20 protein-coding genes are annotated in these 26,826 nt (G+C 47.9%); 3 read left to right on the top strand and 17 right to left on the bottom strand.

The genetic code is table 11. From position 1 onward, the window contains the following. Positions 1-130 precede the first annotated feature (130 nt). The 12 genes from wzc to galU form a co-directional block, all read right to left on the bottom strand. On the bottom strand, positions 131-2,302 hold the full coding sequence (gene wzc / locus AC4PR2_RS03565; protein ID WP_492174897.1) for a tyrosine-protein kinase Wzc: 2,172 nt from the start codon (positions 2,300-2,302) through the stop codon (positions 131-133). An 11-nt stretch (positions 2,303-2,313) separates the two neighbouring features. After that, entirely contained in the window at positions 2,314-2,748 is a 435-nt protein-coding gene (locus tag AC4PR2_RS03560; protein WP_048233167.1) for an arsenate reductase/protein-tyrosine-phosphatase family protein, read from the bottom strand. Positions 2,749-3,125: 377 nt separating this feature from the next. Further along, positions 3,126-4,274 carry a UDP-galactopyranose mutase gene (glf, locus tag AC4PR2_RS03555; protein ID WP_492174896.1) on the bottom strand — a complete coding sequence of 383 codons (1,149 nt, stop codon included), beginning with the start codon at positions 4,272-4,274 and terminating at the stop codon, positions 3,126-3,128. Between the two features lie 51 nt (positions 4,275-4,325). Continuing rightward, positions 4,326-5,465, bottom strand: coding sequence for a glycosyltransferase family protein (locus tag AC4PR2_RS03550; RefSeq protein WP_197801866.1), 1,140 nt, complete (start codon positions 5,463-5,465; stop codon positions 4,326-4,328). A 23-nt stretch (positions 5,466-5,488) separates the two neighbouring features. Continuing rightward, positions 5,489-6,577, bottom strand: a complete 1,089-nt coding sequence (locus AC4PR2_RS03545; protein ID WP_197801868.1) for a glycosyltransferase — start codon at positions 6,575-6,577, stop codon at positions 5,489-5,491. Between the two features lie 195 nt (positions 6,578-6,772). Next, the gene (locus tag AC4PR2_RS03540) at positions 6,773-7,522 is read right to left on the bottom strand and encodes a DUF4422 domain-containing protein (RefSeq protein ID WP_197801870.1); all 750 of its coding nucleotides are present in this window, start codon (positions 7,520-7,522) and stop codon (positions 6,773-6,775) included. 18 nt (positions 7,523-7,540) lie between these two features. Next, positions 7,541-8,548: a glycosyltransferase gene (locus tag AC4PR2_RS03535; protein WP_197801874.1), complete on the bottom strand. Its 1,008-nt coding sequence runs from the start codon at positions 8,546-8,548 to the stop codon at positions 7,541-7,543. A gap of 25 nt (positions 8,549-8,573) precedes the next feature. Further along, positions 8,574-9,812 carry an EpsG family protein gene (locus AC4PR2_RS03530; protein ID WP_197801876.1) on the bottom strand — a complete coding sequence of 413 codons (1,239 nt, stop codon included), beginning with the start codon at positions 9,810-9,812 and terminating at the stop codon, positions 8,574-8,576. Between the two features lie 40 nt (positions 9,813-9,852). Then, positions 9,853-12,015: a polysaccharide biosynthesis tyrosine autokinase gene (locus tag AC4PR2_RS03525; protein ID WP_197801878.1), complete on the bottom strand. Its 2,163-nt coding sequence runs from the start codon at positions 12,013-12,015 to the stop codon at positions 9,853-9,855. Between the two features lie 252 nt (positions 12,016-12,267). Further along, the gene (locus AC4PR2_RS03520; protein ID WP_060442779.1) at positions 12,268-13,404 is read right to left on the bottom strand and encodes a polysaccharide export protein; all 1,137 of its coding nucleotides are present in this window, start codon (positions 13,402-13,404) and stop codon (positions 12,268-12,270) included. A 264-nt stretch (positions 13,405-13,668) separates the two neighbouring features. Continuing rightward, on the bottom strand, positions 13,669-14,562 hold the full coding sequence (locus AC4PR2_RS03515) for a sugar phosphate nucleotidyltransferase (protein WP_197801880.1): 894 nt from the start codon (positions 14,560-14,562) through the stop codon (positions 13,669-13,671). A gap of 42 nt (positions 14,563-14,604) precedes the next feature. Next, complete coding sequence (gene galU / locus AC4PR2_RS03510) at positions 14,605-15,504, bottom strand: UTP--glucose-1-phosphate uridylyltransferase GalU (RefSeq protein ID WP_197801882.1); 900 nt, start codon at positions 15,502-15,504, stop codon at positions 14,605-14,607. 631 nt (positions 15,505-16,135) lie between these two features. On the opposite strand from galU, the gene AC4PR2_RS03505 reads away from it, so the two are divergent. After that, the gene (locus tag AC4PR2_RS03505; protein WP_197801884.1) at positions 16,136-17,719 is read left to right on the top strand and encodes a TerC family protein; all 1,584 of its coding nucleotides are present in this window, start codon (positions 16,136-16,138) and stop codon (positions 17,717-17,719) included. Between the two features lie 31 nt (positions 17,720-17,750). On the opposite strand, the gene dcuC is transcribed toward AC4PR2_RS03505, so the two are convergent. The 4 genes from dcuC to udk form a co-directional block, all read right to left on the bottom strand. Continuing rightward, positions 17,751-19,103: an anaerobic C4-dicarboxylate transporter DcuC gene (gene dcuC / locus AC4PR2_RS03500; protein ID WP_060421426.1), complete on the bottom strand. Its 1,353-nt coding sequence runs from the start codon at positions 19,101-19,103 to the stop codon at positions 17,751-17,753. Positions 19,104-19,278: 175 nt separating this feature from the next. Further along, positions 19,279-21,111, bottom strand: a complete 1,833-nt coding sequence (gene asmA / locus AC4PR2_RS03495; RefSeq protein ID WP_337046445.1) for an outer membrane assembly protein AsmA — start codon at positions 21,109-21,111, stop codon at positions 19,279-19,281. Positions 21,112-21,155: 44 nt separating this feature from the next. Further along, the gene (dcd, locus tag AC4PR2_RS03490; RefSeq protein ID WP_019454407.1) at positions 21,156-21,737 is read right to left on the bottom strand and encodes a dCTP deaminase; all 582 of its coding nucleotides are present in this window, start codon (positions 21,735-21,737) and stop codon (positions 21,156-21,158) included. Between the two features lie 125 nt (positions 21,738-21,862). Continuing rightward, entirely contained in the window at positions 21,863-22,504 is a 642-nt protein-coding gene (gene udk, locus AC4PR2_RS03485) for a uridine kinase (RefSeq protein ID WP_004938922.1), read from the bottom strand. Positions 22,505-22,808: 304 nt separating this feature from the next. Between udk and AC4PR2_RS03480 the strand changes: the two genes are divergently transcribed. Next, positions 22,809-23,465 carry a phosphatase PAP2 family protein gene (locus tag AC4PR2_RS03480; RefSeq protein ID WP_197801890.1) on the top strand — a complete coding sequence of 219 codons (657 nt, stop codon included), beginning with the start codon at positions 22,809-22,811 and terminating at the stop codon, positions 23,463-23,465. A gap of 44 nt (positions 23,466-23,509) precedes the next feature. On the opposite strand, the gene apbC is transcribed toward AC4PR2_RS03480, so the two are convergent. Further along, complete coding sequence (gene apbC / locus AC4PR2_RS03475; RefSeq protein WP_038880999.1) at positions 23,510-24,622, bottom strand: iron-sulfur cluster carrier protein ApbC; 1,113 nt, start codon at positions 24,620-24,622, stop codon at positions 23,510-23,512. 159 nt (positions 24,623-24,781) lie between these two features. On the opposite strand from apbC, the gene metG reads away from it, so the two are divergent. Further along, positions 24,782-26,809, top strand: a complete 2,028-nt coding sequence (gene metG, locus AC4PR2_RS03470) for a methionine--tRNA ligase (RefSeq protein ID WP_033637732.1) — start codon at positions 24,782-24,784, stop codon at positions 26,807-26,809. Positions 26,810-26,826 lie beyond the last annotated feature (17 nt).

The following is a 26,826-nucleotide window of genomic DNA, read 5'->3' as shown; positions in this document are numbered from 1 at the left end:
CCGCCCATCTGATATGGTGCGTATAACGAGCTAACCATCATAATTTTCACGATGACCATCCTAGGAAAAAGCATACATCGTTACTATTAACAGCAGCCCTGAATGGGCTGCTATCATTACACATCTCAACTTACTTCTTCGTTGACTCGTATTCATAATGATAGTAACCATAACCACCATAATAACTACTCGCTTTCTTTTCAACAGCGTTAAGAATAACGCCTTTGATATTGGTACCATTCTGCTCAAAGCGACGAATACTGACCTCAACTTCTTTTACTGTATTAACACCAAAGCGCGCGATCATCAACGCAGTACCTGCATGGTGGCCAATAATAGCAGCATCAGTAACAGCCAAAATTGGAGGCGTATCAACCAATACCATATCATAGTTTTGGCTAGCCCAATCAATCAATTCACCAAGACCACGCGTCATCAATAGTTCGGAAGGGTTAGGCGGAACTTGACCACGAACAATAATGTCCATACCCTCAACATTGGTTTTCTTGATTGCATTTTCAATTGAAACTTGCTGCGCTAAGACATCAGATAAACCATTGCCACCATCAATACCAAGCAACGAGTGAAGATACCCCTTACGCATATCCGCATCTATCACCAGTACTTTTTGCCCTGATTGTGCAATAACTGCTGCCAAGTTGATGCTCACGAATGTCTTACCGATATTCGGGCTTGCCCCGGAGATCATCAGTACGTTATTCTTCGCCTCCATCATGGCAAAGTGGAGGCTAGTGCGTAAACTACGAATAGCTTCGATAGCTAAATCGGCCGGGTTGCCATTAGCCAGTAAACTATCCGAATCAGCATTAACTTTGCGCCTTGAGGCCAATCGAATCTGGAGGTCTTTCTTTTGTTGCCATTCAGAGAGAGGAATACTGGCATAGACATTAAATCCTTCCTGTTCTAGCTGATCGGGTGATTCAATACCTCTATGCATACGCATTGTTATAACAACGAAAGCGACGGACAGCAAACCACCGAGGAAAATTGCTATTAAAACGATTAATGTCTTTCTTGGTTTAACAGGTCGCGGCTGCGCAACTGCATCATCAACTATGCGAACATTACCGACCGTACTGGCTTTAGTAATACTCAATTCTTGTTGCTTATTAAGCAACTGCATATAAATGACCTTACCCGCATCAACATCGCGCGTTAATCGCAAAATCTCTTGTTGCGTCTGTGGCATTGTAGCGACACGCTTGTTTAACTTCGCCCGTTCTTTCTCTAAGGTAGACCTCTTCTCCATCAAAGCACGATATGCAGGGTGTTCTTTCGTAAACAGTTTCGAAATCTCAGCCTCTTTAAATGTCAGCTCGTTAAGTTGCGATTCTACGGCAACAATACTATCCAGCACCGATTTTGCTTCCAATGATAAATCAACAGAATCGTTCTTCTTCCGATAGCTGTTAAGCTTATCTTCGGCATCATCTAGTGATGATCTTACGGCTGGCAACTGTTCTTTAAGAAACTCCAGACTTTTTTCTGCTTCTTCAGATTTACGAGCTACGTTCTGCAGAACGTAGTTTTCATCAATGCTGTTCAGTGTTTTTTGTACCAACGCCTTGCTTTCCCCGGTTAGAGTCAGCTCCAAAACACCAGTTTTCTTACCTCGATCAGTGACCACTAGCGACTTTAAAACACTATTTATCGCAGCTAAACGCGTTTTTTTAGTGATATAGTAAGTAGCTCCTGCTTTTGCCGAGATATTATTAACAACAACCGTTACACCTTGACCAAATGCCAGATCACCAAACTTTCCTTTTAATATTTCACCATCACCATCGCTAAGAGAGAATGATTGATCATCTAAGACAGTAAGTGTTAATTCTTCACCAAACAATATCTCAGGTACCAACAGTCGTGGCACTTCAATTTCTTGCGGCTTACTGCCCGTTAAGCGCGCCCAACCTTTTCCAAAAACAGGAAAGAATTTTCTTTCAACGGAAACGTCGAGCCCCAGATCATCAACAGCTTTGCCTATGATCATCCGAGACTTAATTAACTCAATTTCTGTTGTTGATTCGGCCTGAGAGTTTGGAATCATTTGTGAAAGATTATCCAGCAAAGACCCACCAGGTTTTTTCTCAACTTGCACGAGAGAATCAGCCTGGTAAACGGGCGTTGTGAATAAAGAATAAATGATGCCGAAAACTGCAAATAATGTAACAACACCAATGATAAGCCATCTATGATCGAGCAATGCCCCAAGCACTTGGGCAATGTTAAAATCATTGCCTTTAGTGTTGGTGGCGCTTTTCTTTGTGGTTATATCTGTCATTATGATCTCTATTAAGGATTCAGTGCTTTAACCCATTTCTGAGCCGAATCAGCAAGTAAACGGTAAACAAACTCAAAGGCTTCATGGCTTTTGCCATATGGATCAGGGATGTCTTTTTGATTCATCCAGTGACCAAATAGCATTGTCTTTCCTCTAACCTCCGGTGCTAACCGAGTGACAGCCTCAATATGGCTCTTTTCCATAACTAAAATCAGCGAGTACGCCCTACACAAATCACGAGTTAACTGTTTGGCAATATGTTCGTCAAGTGATAAACCATGCGCTTGCGCAACGAGACTGGCTGTTGAGTCAGCAGCGCTCCCAACTACGGCCCCCAAACCAGCGGAATCAATGTTTTTAGAAGGTAAAAACTGCTTGAGTAGTCGTTCACCAGTCGGAGAGCGGCATATATTGCCAACGCAAACAACTAAGATAGAATCAAACATATTCATATCCCTGAGGCTTAGTATGAGTACTTGTACGAGGTTTCACTTTGGCTTAAACCATTCATGTCTTTGATGAGTTTACTATATCAAAATCACCATCCCCATGCACAAGCTTTCAGAACCCGTTATCGGCAGCACACTCTAGTAAGAACAGACGATTACATCTCATCGGCAGTAAACTCACACATGACGACCTGCACCTACTCTTTCTGTTCTCCGAGGCCAAGCCCATTTCATAGTACACAAGCTTCGTGCCTGCTATCTGTGGTTAAAATTAATACAACAAGAGTTTATTTTCAACTGGGAAAGAGTAGTTCCTTATCACCATGTGGCTACCAGGAGGAAAAATTTGCTATTTTAACAATTCGAATGAATACTCATTTCACGGTAAATACTGGCATATCCGAACCAGTAGCGATACTATTTAAATAAATATCTGCAGTATGAAGTGCTTCATGAATAGTAACATCCATGTCTAAGTAGCGATATGTTCCCAAACGACCAACAAAAGTAATGTTCTTTTCTTTCTGAGCCAAAGAAATGTATCCTTCCAACATCTGCATCTCTCCAACCTGCCTAATCGGATAATAAGGAATATCATCCTCAGTACAATATCGACTATATTCCTTGTAACAGACCGAGCCTTGATGTGATTCCCATGGGGAGAAATGTTTATGTTCAGTAATACGGGTATAGGGTACATCTACGCTACCATAATTCATTACGGCGCAGCCTTGATAATCTCCATCGAATTTAAACTTGTCAAAGTCTAGCGTTCTATACCCCAATCTGCCAAGGCTGTACTCATAAATGGCATCGAGCGGGCCACTATAAAATATATGGTCATAATCTCCGATACAGGCTTTATCAAAAGGAGTACCCAATTTAACAGTAATATTGTCGTGCTCCGCAATTTTTTTTATCATCGCCGTATAACCATCTTTTGGCATACCTTGATACTTGTGATTAAAATAATTGTCATCGTAATTGAAACGAATCGGCAAGCGTTTCAGTATCGAGGCTGGCAACTCGGATGGAGACATCCCCCACTGCTTTATCGTATAGCCTTTGAAAAAGGCTTCATATAATTCTTGACCCACAAAGCGCAACGCTTGTTCTTCAAAAGTTTTCGGTTCAACAATTGAACTATCACCTTTACTCTGAATAAGCTCCTTTGCTTCTGAGGGAGAGCACGTTTTATTGAAAAACTGATTTATTGTATGTAAGTTTATCGGGAGTGAAAAAACCTGCCCATTAACCGTTGACTTTACCCTATTGACATATGGCATCATTACTGCGTATTTAGTGACATAATTCCATACGATTTCATTATCGGTATGGAATATATGGGGGCCATAGGTGTGTACCATTACCTCTGTTTCAGCATCTCGATCGTCAAAACAGTTCCCCCCGATATGAGGGCGCTGATCTATAATAGTGACTCTTAATCCCTTCTCAGCCAATTGGCGCCCAATAACCACACCGGATAGGCCAGCACCAACAAGTAGCACATTTTTCACTGTCATAAATCACCTTCATTATAAATACAACGTATTGAAAAATAAAAACCTAATATGTTACGATAGCGCTGATATAACCTTTTCCATTTGTACTTCCCAGACTAGCTCATTCTCGACAAAACAACGCATTTCATTGGGGTCAAAATCCACTCGTTTATACCAATTTAATAATTCGCTGATATCGATAGCTGATTCATCCGGAGGAACCTGGTAAAAATAGTTGGTTCCTTCAAAGGCGTCATCTTTATGACTTTTAACAAACGGCAGGCCTCGCGCACAGTATTCTTTTGACTTCAAAGAGCAATTATATTCATTATTACTACGATGACGACCTAATGAGTCAACGGCGATGTTTGAGGATTCGAAAATTTTAGTTAATGCATCACCATGTTGTGGTCCATGAAAAATAACATACTTTCTTAAATTAAGTTTATCAACCAAAGCTTTGAGTTCTGATTCTGCCCCCCCGAAGTCGGAATTCCCAACAATATCAAAGTATACAGCCTTGCTATTGGAGCTATTTTTGTAATATTCCGCCAACCCTGTAATTATTCGATCATAACCATGCCAAAAGGCCAACTGTGCAACACCAATAAGTCTGATAGGCTCATCATTAACCGTCTTGGAAAAACAATTTTTGATCATCGGATTTTGAGAGATATCCACTGAATTGAAAATCCTCAAAGCCTTTACACCCCAGATTTCTTTAGTAAAAGCGCCCATATACACAATTAAATCAATGTTTTTTTTCGAAGTGGAGAATTGCCATCTAAATAAAAAGTTATACAATTTTTCTTTGAGGTTTTTTGATTCGTTAAGAAATGGGTACGTCGGCATTTCTAAGACAATTTTTTTAGCCTTTAGCTTTATTTTTTTTATGAAATTACTAAAACCAATACTTCTTATTGTAGGAAATGGCTGTCGAAGATATACCATATGGTAATCATCGTCACGCCCACTTAGATAGTGAATAACCTCGTTGTAAAAAAAAATATTCCTTCGCTTGCTCAACTTTTCCTCATGATACTCACCTGTGATTAGGTTGGTTTTCATCAGTCCATAACTAGTCATGGAGAAAATATCCACATCGTACCCTAAGTGAATAAATGCTTTGCATTGCGCAAAAATTTTTTTGTTTACACCATTGCTCTTGGCACTCGTGTCCAATAATGTTATGTATGCAATTTTCTTCATCATTAGCCTATACTAGATAACACTTCTTAATTGAACACCTTGAGCAAACGCTCTTCATATCTATCCTCATAGAAGAAATCGATGCTCTCCGCGATTATTTCCGGTGATGGATTTATATCGCCATCAACAACACGCTGCATAAGATTTGCCAAACTATCTACATCACCTACAGGGAACAGATAGCCGTTTCTTCCATCCACTATAAAATCTCTCGGGCCTGTTTTACAATCAGAGCTGATGCAGACAATGCCTCTAGACATCGCCTCACCAATTACTGTGGGCAATCCTTCGAAAGCAGATGCTAATAACAAGGCATTCGGATTACCAGCCAGTCTCCAAGGATCATTAACCCATCCACGTAACAGCTCTAATTTTTTATTAGCTGGGCTGTTCTTTATATACTTCTCGATTAGATCAGCATCTTCGCCATCACCAATAAATTTTACGCGAAAATCTCCATTTACTTTTCCCGCTGCATCGATTATATCTCTAATCCTCTTCTGACCATCAATTAGTAATCTGCCAATGAAGACAAAGGTTGTAATGTCATTTTTTCTTTTTATTATATCCATGCGAGAGAATGGATTCGGGAAATAAATAACCTTCTCAGGCTCAACGCAGGCTTTTATAAATTCATCATTTATCTCTTTACTTATTCCTAAACAGTAGTCGGCTTGTGTTGAATATTTTATATTCCCGAATCCTGATGCTATGGAGAAATGAGGCCAGGAAAGCAATTTATATTTAAGACCAAAGATATTACGAATCTTATTCGCATAGACAAGCTGACCAAATCCAGTGCAGACAACATAATTGGGTCTATATCGAATGAGAACCAAAAATACATACATGGCGTGAAGAATGAAGTCGAGGTGTTTTATTCCACTCCGAAAAGGGAAGCGAGAACCGTTTATATTATTAATCCATGATTCTTTCCCCGTATAGAAAAATTTTGTTTTCCCATTTATTAAATTACTCTGACCGCCACTGAGAGAAATAATACGTGTTGTGTATTTTTTATTTTTAGATAAAATCGTATTAGTTCGTTCAATGACCTTTTCCATTCCCCCCATACCTGAAACGAATGAAGTCAATATTAATATTTTCTTTTCCATTATCTTCGAGCCCCTTGACGCATCCATATGTCCCAACTCATCAAATTAGCATTTCTGGCTAGCACCAAAAACCTGTATATGCTTGGCTACCGATTTAATTGGAACAACGCAGTAAATACGTTCACTACTAAAAAAAGCAAACGACAATGTATACATTCTATTTCCTTGTCGGGAAATTCAATTTAACCACTCACATCATAGATATTGTCTCTTAATAAGCCCAAAGCCTTTTTTTAAGACGTTCTCACCTTCAATATTGGCAACGGCCATTTCTTTTACTTTTAATTTGTGAGCATTTGCTCTGATCCAAACATTAAAGAGCCTCTCTGACATGAAACCAAAAACACGTCTTTGGTAGGCATCATAAGTTTCGTACGGAATCTTATCTTTTAAGGAGAATAGAATCCCGAATAACCATTCGCAGTATTCATCGATAACCTCTTTCCTTGCAATGAACATATTGTAAAGGCTTATTTTTTTACTATTCATTACCGCATCAAAACTTTCAATATACGCAGGCTCATTATTTTCAATTTCAGCTCTTAATAGTTCAAAATCATTTTCCCCATGAGCTTTAATATAGTGATCCTTTATTTTAACAATGTAATAGTTTCTTGGCTTTGACACAATCAGATCGAATCCACTTAGTTCGGAGTCGATCTCTTCGCGGCTTAATATTCCGCGACCATTTATTTGAACAGAACAGCTCCCAGATGAAAAATATCTACGATAGTGGACCAAGCCAACAATATCTTCTCTCGCATTTTTCCATATCCAATAAAGGGCTGTAAGTTCGCAGAAATAGGGATTCAAAGAGCTGATGTTTTCACCGTTCGCATCCGTTAATATATCAGAATTTACATTTCCAGAACCAACTTTAATCGGCGTGTAAACATTGTCTGCCGGGAACTGATAATCCTTATGGGTGACTATATATATGACCATTTTACACCTTTTAAATTCTTAATCACTAAAACGAGAGTTGCGTTTAGCATCTATTCTATTAACTAGCTTACCGAGCCCCCATGACAATGGTATTGCTAACTTTTTTGCCTTTATAATAATAAAGATCAGTTTTTCTAAACGAGTAGCATAGCTGCGCAAGCCCTCAATCAAAGGAAGTTCATGATAGCTTTTCCACATCATTTTCCTTCCTTCAATAAATTTATCTCTATCTTTGATACGATACACGCTCATAAATGCAGAACGTGAAAGGTTGACAACAGCAGAATTATAATAAATTTCTGCTATATTGTTTTTTTTGCATTCAATCTTCAGATATTTTATTGTTTCAAACATTACCAGTTGCTTAAGTGCCGACTCTGACATCAAAGAATTTGGTCGTTTTCTATAGCCATAGAGCGAGTTCTCTATGTGATAAGGTTTTTGACACAGTGCATTCAGAATAGTTGTACTAACAATATCTTCATAGATCAGTCCAAGTGGATAAACAACGTTTTCATAGAGGTTTCTCTTCGCGGCTCTAGCCCAGGGGTAATTGGGCTTAGATGCTAGCTCTTGCTTAGACATTTCACTACATATGAATTTCAAATCATTTCTTAAAACGTTGCTTTCTTCTGTTGACTCTCCACGTAATACTTCGAAGTTATAGTATACTAAATCCGCATTATGCTCTTCGATAGCTTTATTCAAAAAACATAGTAAATTTGGCGATATGATATCATCTGCATCTATGAAAATAATGTATTCCCCAGAGGCCTTTTGCAAGCCAAAATTCCTAGTCTCTGACACACCACCATTCTTCTTCTCATAATAATGGAAGTTATTTACCTTCTCATTGATTATAAACGACTCTGCAATATCCCCGGTATTATCTGTCGAACCGTCATTAATGATAATGCATTCGAATGACACACAGCCCTGTTGTTTGACTATAGAGACAAGACAGTTTGATAAGTACTCAGAAACATTATATGCAGGTATAATTATGCTAAAAAGTATAGATCCCATGTATTATCCTAATATGTCAGCCAGTTTAAAATATGCCGATTTTATTTAGAATAGTTGGCAAATCATCACTAAGAATAGAGACAAGATCTCCATAGTAGAAAAACTGGTTACTAACGACATTGATGTATACATACATTAATAATAACAGTGCCACCAAAGAAAGATAAATCATGCATTTTAGCGTGTAATCTTTTATTCCGCCTACTAATAAAATGGCATAAGCAAATGCAAAGATCATTAAATTAAATGCATATCGTGTCGAAATCTCTTCGAACGACGTACATAGAAAAAATATCAATGTGCCATAAATAAAGAAGCCGCGTATATCTTCTAATGTTCTCTTTCTAGACTCGTCTAACTCTAGAAAATATTTTTGGAAAATATTCCCCCCCTCTATAATCATGATGAAGAAAACTATCGCTCCCAATTTTCGGCCAAAATCACTACCTTCAAACGTTGCATCATTATCATATACCGCCGCTTTTTCTGATAACAGACTCCCTGTTGGGAAAAAAGCCACCAATACTGAAAAAAAGTATTTCCCAACAATATAAGTGACCCCAAATGCAATGAGTGCTAGAGGTGTTGATATTTTGTGGAAGAAACGTCTTAAAAAGATATAAGGGGCATACATTATAAACGAGAAGTGGCTCAGTGCTGCCAAAATTATTAATGCCATACCGTTTCGTATAGTTTTACAAGAGAGCGCACAAATTAAAAAGGATAAGGCTAAAGACTGTCTAAGAATATTCCCGTACAACCCTTGGAAAGTATACTGACAACAGAACATAAACAAAATAATCGCGAAGCTGTTTCCGGTAATTCTATAGAGCCCCACAACAAGTAACGTAAAACTGACGAAATAAAAGAAGGCAAATGCCTCGTTGTTCACTCCGAATAAGTATGCGGAAATGTACATGAACAAATAAGAAATGAAATCCGAGTCCCTGAAACTGGCAACCCACTGAACAATATTTAGCCCATTACCTTCTAGCATAGATACACGGTAATTGACCTTGTCATTCATAATTGCATCAAGTGTCTTTGTGGATATAACAATGCAAGTTATCAATGTCATTGCAATAAAGAAAAAAAAGTATGCCAAATAGTCTTTTTCTCTTTCACTAGCAATGATATAAAAAGCCATTATCCCGCAAAAGCCAACCATAGTGAGGTAGGGGGCAACAAAGAAACTGCTCATAGCAACCAGCACCAATAAGCAAAGGACCATATTCCTTTTGTTCACCATTTCCGTTAACTCCATATTTTCACCTTTATTTTAAATGGCTCTTTTACTTCTTTACTTATCGGTATTTATATCCGTAATTGTAATATGAGCCTTCAGAATAGCTCTCTGTTGCTTTTTTAACATACCCATTCACAATTAACCCGCTGATACTAACTCCCGATTTTTCAAAACGAGATATTGACATTTCAACTTCTTTCACAGTATTTTTCGCGAATCCAACTACCAACATTGTCGTTCCAGCGTGCCGTCCAATAATAGAAGGATCGGTAACGGCCATAATAGGAGGTGTGTCAATAATAACAAAATCATACATATTGCTTAATGTTGAAACTAAAAACTCGAAGCGAGCAGTCATCAACAACTCGGAAGGATTTGGAGCTATCTTACCTCTAGGAATTATATCCAATCCTGTGCGCTCGTCATGCTGGATATATTTACTAACATCTACCTCAGATGACGTAAGGAAGGAGGATAATCCCAACTCGTTTTTCAAAGAAAATAGCTCATGAACATATCCCTTTCTCAAATCAGCATCAAGCAAAAGCACTCGTTTTCCAGACTTCGTGATTAAACTTGATAAATTGGCGCTAATAAATGTTTTACCACACCCTGGACTTACACCAGAGATCATTAGCACGTTATTATTAGACTCTATCATTGTAAAATGTAGTGAAGTGCGTAATCCACGAAGTGCTTCGATTGCTAAATCGCTAGGATCAAAGTCAGCCAGTATAGTGTGCTGGAGAAATTTTTTATTCTCGCCTTTTCTTTCTTTTTTTATGATTTCACCTTGTATCGAGGAAAATGGTATTGTAGCTAGTACGCTCACTCCCAATTGACCTAATTCTTCGATTTTTTCAACTCGTTTATAAAGGATTGTTTTCAACAATACCAATATAAACGCAAATATGAAACCAAGATAAATAGAGACAAAAATAATCACCTTGCTATTCAGACTTGCAACTCCATTCCTCAACTCTGCGTAGTCAACGATTCTTACATCACCGATAATACTCGCCTTAGTAACTCGTAACTCTTGTTCTTTTTGCAAAAGCAACACGTAGACAGCCTGCCCTACCAGAACGTCGCGACTCAGTCGAATTAGTTGCTGTTGGTTCTCTGGTAAGTTGGCAATACTGTAGTTAATTTTTGAACGCTCTTCTTCTATAGCTTTTTTCTTATCGAGAAGAGCTTTGTATGATGGATATTCCTTCGTGTAAGCTTGCGATACATCAACCTCTTGTATCGTAAGCGCATTTAGCTGAGTGTCTAACGCAACTCCTCGCTTTAATAATTGTTGGGCCTCTAAAGTCATATCAAGAGAGTTACTATTTCTTCTATGTTTATTTAGTGCATCCTCAGCAAGGACTAGATCATTTTTTTTAATAGGCAACTGCACAGACAAAAAATCAAGCCCTTTCTCAGCTTGCGCTGATTTATCCTTTATATTTTGATTAAGATAATTTTTCGCAATTTCATTCAGCGTTGATACTACTTTTTCAGGATCTGTTCCTTGATAGAACACTCTAAAAATACCACTATCCCGATCATTACTCACGAAACTGAGGTTAGCTATAACAGAGTTAATTGCTGTTATTTTAGATTTTTTTACTAACTCAAAAGTGTCTCCGACGGTAGAGTTTCCTTTATTTATTAAAACAGAAACACCACCTTCCAAAATAGGATTATTAAACTCTCCTGTTATGACATCACCCTGCTCAGTCATAATTTTATATTTTTTTTGAGAGATAACGTCTAATCGAAGAGTTTTATCCTGAAGGTTCTCCGGAACGTCCAAAACGTCTACAATAATATATTTCTTGTCCCCGGTAACTTTCGAGATCAGTGTGCCAATTACAGGTACAACCTTTTCTTTAGCATCAATATCAAGTTTTAGCGTCGATACAGCCTCACCAATGACACGTCGAGAAAATAGCAAAGCCATTTCAGCAGCATCCTTTACTTCCTGATCTTGCGCGAAAGCTTCAGAAACGTTCGATACTAAACTGTCAGCGGCGTTTTTTTCAACCTGTATTAACACATCCGCACGGTACAAGGGCGTTGCTAGCCATGTGTAACCAATACTCATACCCGCAAATAAGAATACCAGTCCGATAATAAACTTATGATGTTCAAGCAGCACACCAACTAAATGATGCAAATTGCTGTTAATTTGGCCACTATCGCACGGTTCAGTTACGTGTTTTTTTTCAGACATAGTGTTTCCGGTCATTGGCTTGGGTACTTCTAACATGTTAAGCGCGCTATGGTTTTAGAGTACTAAATATGACTCATCGCGGAGAGTGAATATCATGAATGGGTATAATTATTTTATCTTGACTTCATATGGCTAATTTTAGGATAGCTCAGTAATCAGATACTTTTGACCTATTAATGTACGTAGTGGCCATCTTTCTAATATGAAGATGGCCACCACTTACTTACACGCGAGAGACAGGACTCACATAAATTACGGCCAATTACGGATACGCAGTGAGCCTTCGGTCAGGTTGTTAAATCCAACAATAGTTGGTAACAGTTGGTTAATTACACGGTTCCAGCGAGCCAGAGGAGCCGTGGTTACATAAACAATATCGTAGGGTTGCAAATGGAACTCTGTTCCCATGACCATGGCTGTCGCATCCGATGCATTCAACTGATATATGCTTGCCAGTTTCTTGCCTTCCGTTCCGCGCAGAGGCCTGATAACAAATACACCTGTTGCATCGGATACAGCCTGGTCCATTCCTTCAGCGTTACCAAGTGCCTCCGTCAACGTCATTCCGCTGCGGTCCATTTTCAATGTGGTTTGCTTTTTCACTTCTCCCATAACGAAAACTTTTAAGTCATCGTTGCGTGGTACGTAGAGGATATCACCAGGATAAAGTAAACGGTTTTGCGTCAAATCACCACGCTGCATCAGTGCTTGCAAGGAAATGCGCTGTTCTTGCCCATTATGAGTCAACACTACATTGCGCCAATCAGCGTTCTCAGCTAAACCACCGGCGGCATTAATAGCATCCATAACTGTCAAAGGAACGTTCGTGATAGCCTGCTTTCCTGATGTTGCTACCTCACCTGTAACATAAACCTTTTGTGAACGGAAGGCGGCGATACTGACGTCCACTTGCGGGCTTTCGATATATTGCGCAAGCCTACCGGCAATATCATTGCGAACCTGACTCATGGTCCTACCGGCGACTTTTACCTTGCCAATGTAAGGATAGAAAATAGTACCGTCAGAATTGACCCAGTTCCCTGTATCGCTGGCGCTCCGATATTGGCCTGCCGGAGTGGTCAGTTCAGGATGATCCCACACGGTTACCATCAAGACATCACCAATACCGATACGGTATTCATAGTTCTGTAGTTCACGTTCTAAAGAGGAGTTGGGTTGTGCAACAACTGGCTTAGGTCGCATTTTCTCGACCAAGCTTGGTGTGAGCGGATAAACATTAACCAGTTTATCGATGTCAAAATCATTATCTTGTTGTTTGACGACCTCTTTGCCACTGGTTGAAAGATGAGAGCCCGGTACGATAGTACAGCCGCTAACCACACCGATAGATACCAAAAGTGGTATCAGTTTCCATTGTTTTTTTGCCATCGAGTTATCATCACTTTCAAAGTAAATATATCTGCAAGCTACGTTAGCTGGTCAACCTAGGCTACATCGTCGTATGTGCGTCATAAGCACTGTCATATCTCAGATATTTTGACGGAAAACCATGCTCGTATTGAGCCAGCGTTGAGAATCAGGGCCGTATGATTATGGAGTATTTCCAAAGCTGAGTCCAACGTAGTGAGGAACACTGAGCGTTCCCCTCCATATCAAAACGCAGAGTGTACAATGCGGTCAAATCGAGCGACATTACAACGACAGTTGCTTAGCCCAAGTCCTAAAGGCTTCCCCCTGACTTGGATGTCGCAAACCATAGGTCACAAAGGCACGAAGATAACCCATTTTCTCGCCGCAATTGAATGAATCTCCCACCAGCTCCATCGCTTCCACCGTGTTGTGTTGCAACAGCTCGGCAATTGCGTCAGTCAGCTGAATTCGGCCCCAGGCGCCAGGTTCGGTTCTTTCCAAAATGGGCCAAATTTCGGCAGAAAGGACATAGCGTCCGACAGCAGAATAATTGGAGTTTAACTGAAGTTCACGGCTAGGTTTCTCGACGATTGATGTCATTCTGGCGCTTTCGCCCGGATGCAAAGTATCCACCTCACACTCAACGACAGAATAGTCATAGAGAACATGTTCATCGGCCTTCTGAACCAGCACCTGGCTCGAACCATTCTGCTCAAAACGCGCAATCATATGCGCTAAATTATCTTTCTGGGGTGCAGCTTTGCCTTCGTCCAACAGAATGTCGGGCAATACAACCACAAAAGGCTCTTCACCAATCAATGGCCTAGCACACAACACCGCATGCCCTAACCCTTTAGGTTGCCCTTGACGAATGTGCATCAGGGTCACCCCTTTTGGGATGATGGATTTTACTTCATCCAGTAATTGGCGCTTTACACGCGCCTCCAACATAGCTTCCAGTTCAAACGACGTATCAAAGTGGTTTTCTATCGCATTTTTGGAGGAATGCGTAACCAAAATAATGTCTTTTATCCCAGCGGATACGCATTCATTAACGATATATTGAATCAGCGGCTTATCTACAATCGGCAACATCTCTTTGGGAATTGCCTTCGTCGCCGGCAGCATATGCATACCCAAACCGGCAACAGGAATGACAGCCTTTAACTTAGTCATGGTAATCCTCTTCAACATTGCGATTGCACAAGCTCACCGCAGTTATTTATCGTTCAACGCCTGCTTCAGCCATTGGGTAAATCCTGCGCCTTCTGTCTGATGGCGCAATCCATATTGGACGAATGCCTTCATATAGCCTAATTTGTCGCCGCAGTCATGCGACTTGCCGCTCATGTGGAACGCTTCAACGGTCTGTTGCTCCATCAGCATGGCGATGGCGTCCGTCAATTGAATTTCGTCACCGGCGCCCGGCGGCGTTTTTTCCAACAGCGCCCAGATATCGGCGGCCAGCACATAGCGACCGACCACGGCCAAGTTGGAAGGCGCTTCTTCGCGCGCGGGCTTTTCCACCACCGCCGTCATGGCGATGCTTTCGCCCGCCGCCAGCGACACGCCGCCACAGTCTACTACGCCATATTTCGACACGTCTTGCTCAGGGACAGGTTCCACCATGATTTGGCTATAGCCGGTTTCATCGAAGCGCTGCAGCATTTTAGCCAGGTTCTCTTTGCGTAGATCCGCAGTGGAGTCGTCTAACAAAACGTCCGGCAACAACACGACGAAAGGCGCGTCGCCAACCATCGGCTTGGCGCACAGCACGGCGTGCCCCAACCCCTTTGCCTGCCCCTGACGCACTTGCATAACGGTGACGTCCGGCGGACAAATCCCTTTGATCTCTTCCAGCAGCTGACGCTTGACGCGCGACTCCAGTACCGCCTCAAGTTCGAATGACGTGTCAAAGTGGTTCTCAATCGCATTCTTCGAGGAGTGTGTAACCAGTACGATATCCTTAATCCCGGCAGCTACGCATTCATTTACGATGTATTGAATTAAGGGTTTATCGACAACCGGCAACATTTCTTTAGGAATGGCTTTAGTTGCTGGCAACATCCGCGTCCCCAGTCCAGCAACCGGAATTACAGCCTTAAGTCTCTTTTGCATGTTTTTTATCCACAATCACATTATTCTGTAAAATACGCTTATCCATTGCCCGCTGCTTAGCGGCCAATAGCAGACACGCTACCGCCCTTGGCTTCCAGCTACCAATGCGCTGCTTGCAGTGGTTGAAAGAGAAAAAATCAATTAACACACTGATTTGTTTGTATTTTTTTACGCGCAATGGCTACCGGTGGCGTTTGGTTCGTCAAACTATGTAAAGAGGTATTTTTATAACCAAAAGCAGACGATTTAGGCCGTTTATATGGCTAAGATTCTTATACTATTAATCTTTGGACACAAGCCTTAGATACCCTAGTCGTCTCGTTTTCAGAATAAGACTACTAGGACCGTCCAATTCATAATATAAAAACTGACGAATCCAATCATAACATCATGATATTTAATAAAATACCGTGATCTGGTTGTTTTACAGACAAATGACTAGTACGCTATTTCTCCCAGCTCACTGCATAGCCATTTAATTTATTGATGCCCCCTATTTTTCCTTAGATCTTAACCCGATACTCACCTTCACTCACTATTACATCTTCGAATTAAAGTTGAATTTTGCCGCCTCAGCGCCCATCATTCCCGTGCGGCATAAGCCGTAGAACTTACAGGTGAAATTGGGCGTATGGAATGGATCGCTGATCCAACAATTTGGGCCGGCCTGGCCACATTGGTCGTGCTGGAAATCGTTCTGGGTATAGACAACCTTGTCTTCATCGCCATTCTGGCGGACAAACTACCAAAACAACAAAGAGATAAGGCTCGAGTCGTCGGCCTGCTGCTGGCGTTGGTGATGCGTCTGGCGCTGCTCGCCTCCATCTCGTGGCTGGCGACGCTGACCAAACCGATGTTCATCGTTGCGGAGCACCCCTTCAGCGGCCGCGATCTGATCATGCTGGTCGGCGGGGTATTCCTGCTGTTCAAGGCCACCATGGAGCTGAACGAGCGGCTGGAAGGCAAGGATGAAGAGCAGCACGGCACACGCAAAGGCGCGCGTTTCTGGCCGGTAGTGGCGCAGATCGTGGTGCTGGATGCCGTTTTCTCGCTCGACTCGGTGATCACCGCAGTCGGCATGGTCGACCACCTGGCGGTGATGATGATCGCGGTGTGTATCGCCATCGGCCTGATGCTGCTGGCCAGCAAGCCGCTGACGCGCTTCGTCAACGCTCACCCGACTATCGTTATCCTGTGCCTGAGCTTCCTGCTGATGATCGGCTTCAGCCTGGTGGCGGAAGGCTTCGGCTACCACATTCCGAAAGGTTACCTCTACGCGGCGATCGGCTTCTCGGTGATGATCGAAGCATTGAACCAACTGGCACAGTTCAACCGCCGGCGCTTCCTGTCGAAGGTGCGGCCACTGCGCGAGCGCACCGCCGAGGCGGTACTGCGCATGCTGAGTGGTAAACACGAAGAAGCGGAGGTCGACAGCCACTCCGCCAACCTGCTGGCGGACAGCGACAGCGAAAACGGCGAGATCTTCAATCAACAAGAGCGGCGCATGATCGAACGCGTGCTGGGCATGGCGCAGCGCACGGTCAGCAGCATCATGACTTCGCGTCACGACGTCGAATACCTCGAGCTGAACGATCCGCAGGAAAAACTGACGCAATTGCTGGAGCGTAATCAGCACACGCGCATCGTGGTGGTGGAAAGCAGCGCCAGCGACGAACCGCTGGGCGTTATCCATACTATCGACGTCCTCAAACAGCAGTTGGCGCAGGCACCGTTGGATCTGCGCGCGCTGATACGCCAACCGCTGATCTTCCCGGAACAGCTCACGCTGTTAAGCGCCCTGGAACAGTTCCGCCAGGCGCAGACGCACTTTGCCTTTGTGGTCGACGAGTTCGGTTCCGTCGAAGGTATCGTCACCCTGACGGACGTGATGGAAACCATCGCCGGCAATCTGCCGGAGTCCGGCGAAGAGGTGGACGCACGCCATGACATTCAGCAAAACGAAGACGGCAGCTGGATTGCCAACGGCTATATGCCGCTGGAAGATCTGGTGCTGTACCTGCCGATGCCGCTGGAAGAAAAACGCGAATACCACACGCTGGCGGGGCTGCTGATGGAACACAGCCAGCGTGTGCCGCAAGAGGGCGAGCAAATCAAGATCGGTGACTATCTGTTCGAACCGCTGGAGGTTAACAGCCACCGCATTCTGAAAGTGAAGATCACCCCGCCTCCCCCACCGGAGGACTACGAGGTTTAGCATTGAGGCCGGGCATCGCCCGGCCTTTCTTTTACTGGGGAACCAGCAGCTCGGTCGCCACGATCACCACCACCAACCCGACAATTACCGGCACCGAAGTGCGTTTCACCACCTCGAACGGCGAGATTTTCGCCATGCCGGAAACCGCCACCACCACGCCGGAGACCGGCGACAGCGTGCGGCCGAGGTTAGACGCCTGCAGCATCGGGATCACCAGATAGGCCGGATTCACGCCCATCTGCGCCGCCAGTTTCGGGATCAGTTCGACGAACGCATAGAACGGCGCATTGCCGGAACCGGTGGTCATGGCCGCCAGCATGGTGATCACCACCAGCACCAACATCATGATCAAACCGCCGGTGCCGAACGACTGCGCCAGCCCGATCAAGCCGCTGATAAAGCCGACGGTGCTCAGCCCCTGCGCGAACACACCCGCGGCCACCAGCAGCATCACCACGCTGGCGAAAGCGTCCGCCATGCCGCGATAGGCCACTTCCAGGCCGCTGAACACCTGTTTGGCGCTGAAGCTGCGCACAAACTCGATCACCGCCGCCAACAGTATGCACCCGACCAGTACAGTAATGATGTGCAGCTCCGGCCCCCATTTTCCGTCGAAAATAAGCACGCCGAGGATCGGCGTAAACGGCAAAATCGCATAGAACCCCGGCGCGTGGGTGTTGATTTCGCTGACATCCATGATGTGATGCTGTTCATTGTTCTTTTTGTCGAGATAGCGCTGCCAGAAAAAGTGCGCCACGGCCATGCAGACGATGGCGGCAATCGAGATCGGCAGCGTGGTTTTGAACGCGAAGTCCACCAGCGGCATCTCCGCCGCCTTGGCCGCCAGCACCACGTCGCCAGAGGTCGGCGCCAGGATAATCGCCGCCGGCGAAGCGCAAATGGCCGCCGCCGCCCCGCGGCTGATGCCAACGTTCACCATCAACGGGAACAGCGTCGCCATCAGCAATACGCCGAGGCCAGTGGCGGAAGAGACCGCCAATGACATCAGGCAAGCGACAAAATAGGCCGCCACCATCAGCAGATAAGGCGAGTTGATCATCTGCAACGGGCGCGAGGCCAGCTTGACGACCACGTCGTTGGCGCCGATATGCGTCATGTAAGCGGCGAAACCACACAGCATCATGATCATCATGCCCAGATCGCCGCCGCGGCTCATCAGCAAGATCTTGACGTATTCGATAATATCGGTCGCGCGCCAGCCGGTAGACGCGGCGCCGGACGGCAACAGCGTTTTCCCCATTAGGGCGCTGATACCGAGCAGCAGTAACCCGCCCACCATCAAGACGCCGGTGGCGGAATACCCCTTGATGATGTAACGGCCCACGCCCGCCGCCACTACGGCGCCAATAAGAAGCTCTATCATGTTTCCTCAACTCGTCATGTTTTCGCGCTCAGGCGCATAGTCATAGCAGAACAGTCCCTTACTCTGCACAAACTGCGCGCGAGTCTTCATGACCTTCATCAAGGTAACGGAGAGAAATTATCGCGGGAAACATCGAGATTGACGCGGGCCACAATGCGACCCGCGTCAGAGGAGATTACAGCTTGTCGAGCAGCTTCTTCAGATCCTGGCCTTCGCGCGAATCCTTGTTCTTTTCAGCCCATTTGTTCAACGCATCCTTGGCCCGATCCTGCAGCGTTTTGCGCAGCACTTGATCGACCTGCAGTTGATAATTCAGCTGTTGCCAAGGCCCATAGACCCGCAGCGGGATCGGCGTTTTTTGCAGTTGCTCAATCAGCTCGCCGCGCCCTTGCCAACCGCCGGTGACGCGCACGTTGAGCGCCATGTCGCACTGTTTGCCCGGCATATCGATGCTGCCGGCGCCGGTCAGCGCCAGCAAAGGCGAATCCGCCGTCAGGCCGCTGAGTTCGACCGTGCCCTGATTCAGACTGGCCTGCGCCGAGACGCTTTTGACCTCGGTATAGCGCTGATAGCTGTCTTGCCCACGTACGCTGTTATCATTACGCGCCACCGCCTGCTGAATCAGCTGCTGAATATTCAGACCGTGCAGCTGCGCATCCTGCATCGCCAGCTGCGCCGTACCGCGCCAGCGGCGCTCAAATGCCTGTGAAGAGAGGCGATCGCCGGTCAGATCCCCTTTCATGCTGAACTTGCCGGTGAGCATCTGCGGCATATCGAATGCCTTGAGCACCGTGCCGAGCTCAACCTGATTCAGCACCGGTTGCACGCTTATCACCGGTTTATTGCCGCGCGCGTCGAGCGTTCCCGGCAAGGAGAAATCTCCGCCGGCCAATTGCCCGGCAAGCTTGCGCAACGTCAGCAGGCCGCGTTGGTTGTCCGCCGTAACGGCCAACTGGGCAACGTTCATACCGCGATAGGTTACCTGTGCCGCCTGCAGGTTCAACTGTGCAGTGAAATCGCGCAGCGCCTCCAGGTTTTGCTGCCGATCGTCAACCTGGCTGGCGATCACCGGCGCGGAAGTCACGGCGGGCTGCTCGGCGGTCGTGGTGCTGGATTGCCAGCCGGAAAGCGCGTCGAGATCGAGGTTTGCCGAATTGAGGTTCACCACATAGCCGGGCACTGCCCCCAGCGTGGCGCTGATATCGCCGGTCAACTGACTGTTATTGGCGCTGACGTTCAGCTGGCTGACGGCAATCTGCGCCGGCGTCTGCTGATAGACCACCTGGGCATTACCCTCTCCCTGAATACCGCCGTTCAGAATATCCGCGCCCGCCAGTTGGTAATTGAACTGGGTCACTTTGGCGCCAATCTGGCGTGGGAACTGCTGCAGATCGACATCGGCCGCCATGCTGAAGGTCAGGTCACGCTGATCGCGGTTGACCCGGCTGGAAAGTTCCAGCTGCGCCTGGCGTTTCTCCGTTTGTTGCAGGGTGAGATTGATATCCCGGACATTGATTTGTTCGTTATCGGCACGCTGCCAAATCAGCAGGCTGTCCACCACCCGAAGGTTATCGATATCGAACTTCCAGGCCGCGTCTGCCGCGTCAGTACCGCTACCGGCGGGTGCGATCGGGGCGTCCACCTGCGAGTGCTCTTCGCTGTCGGGCGTGAGGCGGATAACCGCGTTTTTCAGCATCACCTGCTTCACAAACAGCTGATGCGACAGCAGCGGCAACAGTTTGACATCGAGGCGCATGTTTTCCGCACTCACCACCGGCGCTTTGGCACCCGGAGCGGTTAGCGTCATGCGGCCGGCCAAAATGCTCAGCTGCGGCCAGATGTGCCACCGCAGGTCGCCTTCGAGCGTCAGCTGGTAGCCGCTCTTCTGCTCGACTTTTTTGACCATGTAGCCGCGAAAATCATTCGGATTGACCAGCAGTACCAGCGCGGACATCCCCGCCACCACGACCACCAGTAAAATCGCCAATGTCGTCAGTAATCTTCTCATGCCACCCTCTTGTCAGCGCCACACCGACGGTGCATCCCGCGCCGTTAGTCCTTGTCGATTCGACTGGCTACTGCGCCCTGCTGATCGCGATATTTTGCGTCCTGGCGGCTGTTGTATGGCCGGGCCGCCGGGCCGGACAACGGCTCAAAGCTCAGGGCGCCAATCAGCATCCCCGGCCGCAGCGCCAGCGGCAGCTTGCCGGAGTTGTAGAACTCCAGCACGATGCGCCCATGCCAGCCCGGATCGATACGGTGCGCGGTCACGTGCACCATCAGCCCCAGGCGCGCCAAAGAAGAACGGCCGTCGAGCCAACCGACCAGATCGTCCGGCAGCGTCACGGATTCGAACGTCACCGCCAGGGCCAGCTCGCCGGGATGGAGGAAGAACGCCTCGCCTTCCGGCAGGACAATCTCGTCGCTCATCACGCGATCCAGCGCGGCGCTGACTTCATCTTTCGGCCCGCTAAGATCGATAAAAGGCGCGGTATGGCCACTGAACACGCGAAACTGATTGCCCAAACGGACATCTACTGTGGCCCCGTTGATGCGCTCGAGCGGCGGGCGCGGGGAAATCACCAGTTTCTCGCTATCCAGCCAGGCTTCTATATCGCGGTCGCACAGTCTCATGTCTTTCTTCTCCATCAAAACGCGTCACTAAACAAAAATTGCCACACAACGGGCGAAAGGTCTACGCCGGGGTGCAAATAGTTGGCCACCGGCCGGAAATGCACATTTCCGGCCATTAAGCGGCATTATTCAAAGAATTGGCTGATTTTGGCTTTCAGAATATCGATCGCGATGCGGTTCTTGCCGCCGCGCGGGACGATGATATCGGCGTATTGTTTGGAAGGTTCGATAAACTGCAGGAACATCGGGCGCACGGTCTTCTGGTATTGCGCCATCACCGAATCCATCGAGCGGCCGCGCTCGTTGACGTCGCGCTTCATGCGGCGCATCAGGCAGATATCCAGCGGCGTGTCGACGAAGATCGAGAAGTTCATCTCCTGGCGCAGGCGGATATCCGTCAGCAGCAAGATCCCTTCCAGAATAATCACTTTTTTAGGTTCGAGATGGACGGTTTCTTTCTTGCGCGTGTGTTCGGTGTAGCTGTACAGCGGCAGTTCGATCGCCTTGCCGGCCTTCAGCATCTGCAGATGCTGGAACAGCAGGTTGTGATCCATGGCGCTCGGGTGGTCATAGTTGGTTTTGACCCGTTCTTCCATGGTCAGGTGAGTCTGGTCTTTATAGTAACTGTCTTCTGGAATAACGCCGATGTGCTCATCGCCGACCTGCTCGCGGAGTTCGCGGTACAACGTGCTGGCAATAAGGCTTTTTCCGGAGGCAGATGCGCCAGCTATACCAATAATGACGCACTGATGCGGATTGTCAGTCATAAAATTAAAGACCTGATTTCGTAATGTGAAGGGGGGAACTAAAACGCGACAATTATAGGGAGTCGTCGGGGTTTGCGCCAGCCTTTAACAATGCCTAAACGCCATCTTTTCCCGTTCTTTTTTAGTCGATACCGAATATCAAACATCGTTTTTCAGAACTTTTACTCTACTTATTTTTTACCGCTCGGAGTACTATCCCGCGCTTCCTGCTTAGAAGATCGTTTATCTATAAGGTCTTGAAGGCAACCTTGAATACATCACCGCGTACATCACCGCGCATTGTTCTCATGAAGGTTTTTCCGTAATGGATTGGTATTCCCTGACCTTTTTCGGCGACAGCATGTTACTGCTGCCTTCCGGAATCATTGTTTTCGCTATCCTGATGTTTGTCTGTCGGGATTGGAAGCAGACGGCCCAATGGGCGCTGCTGTTCGGTGGCGTAGGCGCCATCGTGTGCGCCTCCAAACTGGCTTTTATGGGTTGGGGAATCGGCATTCGTGAACTGGATTTCACCGGTTTTAGCGGGCACTCTGCACTTTCCGCCAGTATTTGGCCAGTGATGATGTGGCTACTGACCGGTCGCTTCTCCACTGCCGTGCGCAAAACGGCCGTGCTGAGCGGTTATGGCCTGGCGTTGTTGATAGGCTACTCTCGCCTGGCCATCCACGTACACTCCGTTTCGGAAGTCATCAGCGGCCTCGCATTGGGGGGGGCCGCCAGCAGCGCATTTTTATGGCTGCAGCGCAATATTGCACCGCCAGCCCTGTCATACCGAAAAATCGCTGCCGCCCTACTGCTTCCTCTGTTGTTGATCAACAACGGCACGATAGCCCCGACCCAGGGACTGCTGGAGTTTATCGCCGTCAGCATCGCGCCGATAGATAAACCTTTCACTCGTGAAGATATGCACGCCAACGTACCCGTTGCTTATAACACCCTCAACTCACGCTCTGCCCAATAAAAAAATCCCGGGAGCCCGGGATTTTTCCATGTGCCTCTTGCCGGTTACAGCGCGCGGAAAGCAATCTCCGTCGGGATCGCCTCGCCCTGCCAATACATCTGCGCGGCCACGCGGCCGGCGAGCTGGCGATACATCTCGGCGAATTCGCTGTCCGGGCGGCTGATCACCGTCGGCGTACCGCGATCCAGGTCTTCGCGCAGCGAGATATGCAGCGGCATCTGCCCCAGCAGACGGCTGTGGTATTTCTGCACCAGCTTTTCAGCGCCGCCGGTGCCGAAGATCGGCTCATGGTGACCGCAGTTGCTGCAGATGTGCACGCTCATATTCTCCACGATGCCCAGCACCGGCACATGCACTTTCTCGAACATCACGATGCCCTTGGCGGCATCCAGCAAAGCGATATCCTGCGGGGTGGTAACCACCAGCGCGCCGGTCACCGGAATGTTCTGCGACAGCGTCAGCTGGATGTCGCCGGTGCCCGGCGGCATGTCCAGCACCAGGTAATCCAGATCCGGCCACAGCGTATCCTGCAGCAGCTGCATCAGCGCCTTGCTGGCCATCGGGCCGCGCCACACCATGGCGTTATCGTCGGTCACCAGGTAACCGATGGAGTTGGTCGCCAGGCCGTGCGCCACGATCGGCGCCATGTGCTGACCGTCCGGCGAGGTCGGCCGCTCATGTTCGGTACCCAGCATGTTGGGGATCGACGGGCCGTAAATGTCGGCGTCCAGAATACCGACCTTGGCCCCTTCGGCGGCCAGCGCCAGCGCCAGGTTGACGGCGGTGCTGGATTTCCCCACCCCGCCTTTGCCGGAGCTGACGGCGACGATGTTGCGCACGCCTTTGATCCCGGCCTGGCCGTTGGCGCGTTTCAGCGTCGTGATGTCGTGTTTCAGCTTCCAGTCGATAGCGGAAGCGCCGGTCACGCGCAACAGCTCGGGGCCGACGCTCGCCTGCAGCGCTTCAAAACCGCTCTGCCAGGCAAACGGCATCGTCAGTTCGATATGCAGTACATCGTCCAGCAACGCGCAGTGATGAATGGCCTTCAATGCGGTCAGGTTGTTTTTCAACGTCGGGTGTTCAAAGGCGGCCAGTACACCGGTCACCAGGGCGCGCAGAACTTCGGGGTTGGTCTGCTCAGGGGATTTTGCGTTCATCCCGGCTCCTTGATTTTGAATGAGTAGCTTCCGGCTAAGCATATCAGAACTGCGCTGCCGCTGGCGCATATAACCTGCAAGAAACCGCCCTAGCAGCGAAGGGCGCGATCGGTTAACATCGAAGGCCCTTTTATTCATTACAGAAAGCAAGTTCTCACTATGGCTCAAGTCGCGAAAAAATTATTGGTGACGTGCGCGCTACCGTACGCAAATGGTTCCATCCATCTCGGCCACATGCTCGAGCACATCCAGGCGGATATCTGGGTGCGTTACCAACGAATGCGCGGCCACGAAGTGCATTTCATCTGCGCGGACGACGCGCACGGCACGCCGATCATGCTGAAAGCGCAGCAACTGGGCGTGAAACCGGAAGAAATGATCGCGGAGATGAGCCAGGAGCACCAACAGGATTTCGCCGGCTTTGGCATCAGCTATGACAACTACCATTCGACCCATAGCGATGAAAACCGTGAGCTGTCCACCCTGATTTACAGCCGCCTGAAAGAAAACGGTTTTATCAAGAACCGCACCATTTCTCAGCTGTACGATCCGGAGAAAGGCATGTTCCTGCCGGACCGTTTCGTGAAGGGCACCTGCCCGAAATGCAAATCGCCGGATCAATACGGCGATAACTGCGAAGTGTGCGGCGCCACCTACAGCCCGACGGAACTGATCGATCCGAAGTCCGTGGTTTCCGGCGCGACGCCGGTGATGCGCGACTCCGAGCACTTCTTCTTCGACCTGCCGGCCTTCAGCGAAATGCTGCAGGCGTGGACGCGCTCCGGCGCGCTGCAAGAGCAAGTAGCGAACAAGATGCAGGAGTGGTTCGAATCCGGCCTGCAGCAGTGGGACATCTCCCGCGATGCGCCTTACTTCGGCTTCGAGATCCCGGATGCGCCGGGCAAATACTTCTACGTCTGGCTGGACGCGCCGATCGGCTACATGGGCTCCTTCAAGAACCTGTGCGACAAGCGCGGCGATCTGGACTTCGACGAGTTCTGGCGCAAAGACTCCACCACCGAGCTGTATCACTTTATCGGCAAGGACATCGTCTACTTCCACAGCCTGTTCTGGCCGGCGATGCTGGAAGGCAGCAACTTCCGCAAACCGACCAACCTGTTCGTGCACGGCTACGTGACGGTGAACGGCGCCAAAATGTCCAAGTCGCGCGGCACCTTCATCAAGGCCGGCACCTACCTGCAGCATCTGGACGCCGACTGCCTGCGCTATTATTACGCCGCCAAGCTCTCTTCACGCATTGATGATATCGATCTCAATCTGGAAGACTTCGTGCAGCGCGTAAACGCCGACATCGTCAACAAGGTGGTGAACCTGGCGTCACGTAACGCCGGCTTTATCAACAAACGCTTCGGCGGCAAGCTGGCCGACAGCCTGGCCGATCCGGCGCTGTACCAGACCTTCGTCGACGCGGCGCAGAGCATCGCCGAAGCTTACGCCGGCCGCGAGTTCAGCCGCGCGATCCGCGAAATCATGGCGCTGGCCGATCTGGCCAACCGCTACGTGGATGAGCAGGCACCTTGGGTGGTGGCGAAGGAAGAAGGCCGCGACGCCGATCTGCAGGCAATCTGCTCGATGGGCATCAACCTGTTCCGCGTGCTGATGACTTACCTGAAGCCGGTGCTGCCTTCGCTGACCGAACGCGCCGAAGCGTTCCTCAACGCCGAGCTGAGCTGGGACGCAATCCCGCAGCCGCTGCTGGGCCACCAGGTGAACGCATTCAAAGCGCTGTTCAACCGCATCGATCTGGACAAGGTCAGCGAAATGGTCAACGCCTCGAAAGAAGACATGGCCGCCGCCAAGCCGGTGACCGGTCCATTGGCCGATGATCCTATTCAGGAAACCATCACCTTCGACGACTTCGCCAAGGTGGACATGCGCATCGCCCTGATCAAAAGCGCCGACTTTGTCGAAGGCTCCGACAAACTGCTGAAGCTGCAGCTGGATCTGGGCGGCGAATCGCGCCAGATCTTCTCCGGCATTCGCTCCGCTTACCCGGATCCGAAAGCGCTGGAAGGCCGCCTGACCATCATGGTCGCCAACCTGGCGCCGCGCAAAATGCGCTTCGGCGTTTCGGAAGGCATGGTGATGGCGGCGGGCCCCGGCGGGAAAGAGATCTTCCTGCTGAGCCCGGACAGCGGCGCGCAGCCTGGCATGCAGGTCAAGTAACCGCGCCGGCGCGTTAC

This window comes from Serratia sp. A07 (assembly GCF_058725505.1).
The sequence above is the reverse complement of the archived record's forward strand: the minus strand, read 5'-3'. Positions and strand labels throughout refer to the sequence as shown.

Excerpts from the sequence above, each read along its gene's own strand:
- AC4PR2_RS03480 (WP_197801890.1), top strand. The coding sequence starts at position 22,809 with ATGGATTGGTATTCCCTGACCTTTTTCGGCGACAGCATGTTACTGCTG.
- metG (WP_033637732.1), top strand. The coding sequence starts at position 24,782 with ATGGCTCAAGTCGCGAAAAAATTATTGGTGACGTGCGCGCTACCGTAC.
- AC4PR2_RS03535 (WP_197801874.1), bottom strand. The coding sequence starts at position 8,548 with ATGGGATCTATACTTTTTAGCATAATTATACCTGCATATAATGTTTCT.
- dcd (WP_019454407.1), bottom strand. The coding sequence starts at position 21,737 with ATGAGACTGTGCGACCGCGATATAGAAGCCTGGCTGGATAGCGAGAAA.
- wzc (WP_492174897.1), bottom strand. The coding sequence starts at position 2,302 with ATGACAGATATAACCACAAAGAAAAGCGCCACCAACACTAAAGGCAAT.
- AC4PR2_RS03520 (WP_060442779.1), bottom strand. The coding sequence starts at position 13,404 with ATGGCAAAAAAACAATGGAAACTGATACCACTTTTGGTATCTATCGGT.
- dcuC (WP_060421426.1), bottom strand. The coding sequence starts at position 19,103 with ATGATAGAGCTTCTTATTGGCGCCGTAGTGGCGGCGGGCGTGGGCCGT.
- AC4PR2_RS03560 (WP_048233167.1), bottom strand. The coding sequence starts at position 2,748 with ATGTTTGATTCTATCTTAGTTGTTTGCGTTGGCAATATATGCCGCTCT.
- AC4PR2_RS03525 (WP_197801878.1), bottom strand. The coding sequence starts at position 12,015 with ATGTCTGAAAAAAAACACGTAACTGAACCGTGCGATAGTGGCCAAATT.
- AC4PR2_RS03545 (WP_197801868.1), bottom strand. The coding sequence starts at position 6,577 with ATGGAAAAGAAAATATTAATATTGACTTCATTCGTTTCAGGTATGGGG.
- AC4PR2_RS03530 (WP_197801876.1), bottom strand. The coding sequence starts at position 9,812 with ATGGAGTTAACGGAAATGGTGAACAAAAGGAATATGGTCCTTTGCTTA.
- apbC (WP_038880999.1), bottom strand. The coding sequence starts at position 24,622 with ATGAACGCAAAATCCCCTGAGCAGACCAACCCCGAAGTTCTGCGCGCC.
- AC4PR2_RS03515 (WP_197801880.1), bottom strand. The coding sequence starts at position 14,562 with ATGACTAAGTTAAAGGCTGTCATTCCTGTTGCCGGTTTGGGTATGCAT.
- glf (WP_492174896.1), bottom strand. The coding sequence starts at position 4,274 with ATGACAGTGAAAAATGTGCTACTTGTTGGTGCTGGCCTATCCGGTGTG.
- AC4PR2_RS03540 (WP_197801870.1), bottom strand. The coding sequence starts at position 7,522 with ATGGTCATATATATAGTCACCCATAAGGATTATCAGTTCCCGGCAGAC.
- AC4PR2_RS03550 (WP_197801866.1), bottom strand. The coding sequence starts at position 5,465 with ATGATGAAGAAAATTGCATACATAACATTATTGGACACGAGTGCCAAG.
- udk (WP_004938922.1), bottom strand. The coding sequence starts at position 22,504 with ATGACTGACAATCCGCATCAGTGCGTCATTATTGGTATAGCTGGCGCA.
- galU (WP_197801882.1), bottom strand. The coding sequence starts at position 15,504 with ATGCAAAAGAGACTTAAGGCTGTAATTCCGGTTGCTGGACTGGGGACG.
- asmA (WP_337046445.1), bottom strand. The coding sequence starts at position 21,111 with ATGAGAAGATTACTGACGACATTGGCGATTTTACTGGTGGTCGTGGTG.
- AC4PR2_RS03505 (WP_197801884.1), top strand. The coding sequence starts at position 16,136 with ATGGAATGGATCGCTGATCCAACAATTTGGGCCGGCCTGGCCACATTG.